The organism is Paenibacillus sinopodophylli, from assembly GCF_005930355.1.
In the GTDB taxonomy this organism is placed as follows: domain Bacteria; phylum Bacillota; class Bacilli; order Paenibacillales; family Paenibacillaceae; genus Pristimantibacillus; species Pristimantibacillus sinopodophylli.
The window spans coordinates 1-1,023 of the sequence record NZ_VDBO01000048.1 but is presented as its reverse complement, the minus strand read 5'-3'; the positions used below and the strand labels follow the sequence as shown (position 1 = coordinate 1,023).

Annotated in this window: 2 protein-coding genes; both read right to left on the bottom strand. The window is 43.9% G+C overall.

Features of this window, described 5'->3' with window-relative positions:
* A partial coding sequence (locus FGT79_RS30600; RefSeq protein WP_171056542.1) for a peptidoglycan recognition protein family protein occupies nt 1-321 on the bottom strand: 321 nt, incomplete at its 3' end.
* Entirely contained in the window at nt 314-796 is a 483-nt protein-coding gene (locus FGT79_RS30595; protein ID WP_138756591.1) for a phage holin family protein, read from the bottom strand. The genes FGT79_RS30595 and FGT79_RS30600, both read right to left, overlap by 8 nt.
* Nucleotides 797-1,023: the final 227 nt, after the last annotated feature.

Sequence of the window (1,023 nt, the reverse complement as noted above, 5' to 3'; positions counted from 1 at the left end):
TCCTTTTGCATAATCTCCGCTCTCGCAGATTTCAATTCCGATAGAAGTTCTGTTTCCGCTAGATGCTCCGCTGCCGTCTCCTGCATGCCAGGCGTTCTCATTAAGTGGTAAGCACTCGATTGCTTCGTGCTCGTCCACAACGATGTGATAAGATGCTGTACGGCTATTAGTCGGGTTTGTGAGCCATGCTCTTTCATTTTTAGCAGAGCTGGACGGATTGCCTGTGTTGTGAATTGTGATAGTTGTTGCATTCATTGGCAGCTCAGGACGGCGATCGTTCGCCGTACCCTTTGTGATATGGTCCTTTGTGTAATTAACCATTCTTCTCATCTCCCTCTGCGCCACGTTTACTGGCGCGATCTACTTTAGCTTTAAGTTCGGATTCAATGTGAGACATAACAGCTTTTGGAATCCATTTCCCCCATCCAGCGCGGTAGGCATTAGCCGTTAAAGACTGCCATGTATGATAAATGATGCCTAATGTAATTCCGTAAAAAAACAAACCAGGCATACCCATCATCGTGTCCAAGAGATTAGCTATTGCAGGCATAGCGACAAGAAATAGCGTGCGCGGTAGACCTTCTCGGATGCCATATTGTGACGAGTATGTTTTGTCTTTGCGAGCTGCTTCTATTCCGGTAATCCAATCCAAGCCGATGACAACCAACATTAAAATAATCGGAATTAATCTACCGTCCCCATATATCATTGTTACCCAAGGAGCAATCACCGCTCCAATACCAGTTGCGATGACTCTACCTTCTGTTATATCAACTGCCAACCACTGCTTATACATTCGCTTTCATCCCCTCAACTATCTATCTGTTTGTATATAAAAAGGACCTGATTATTCAGGTCCTTGAGTTTGTTGTTCGTTTTTCAGTTGTTTTGATTCTGCACCTTCGATCGTTTTACCAAGCCATAATTCGATTTCCTTTAAAATGCTGAGTTGCTCGGATCCGTGGAACATCGAGATGGATATTACGCATTCTTTAATCTCTTCAACCGGCTTATCTACATCAA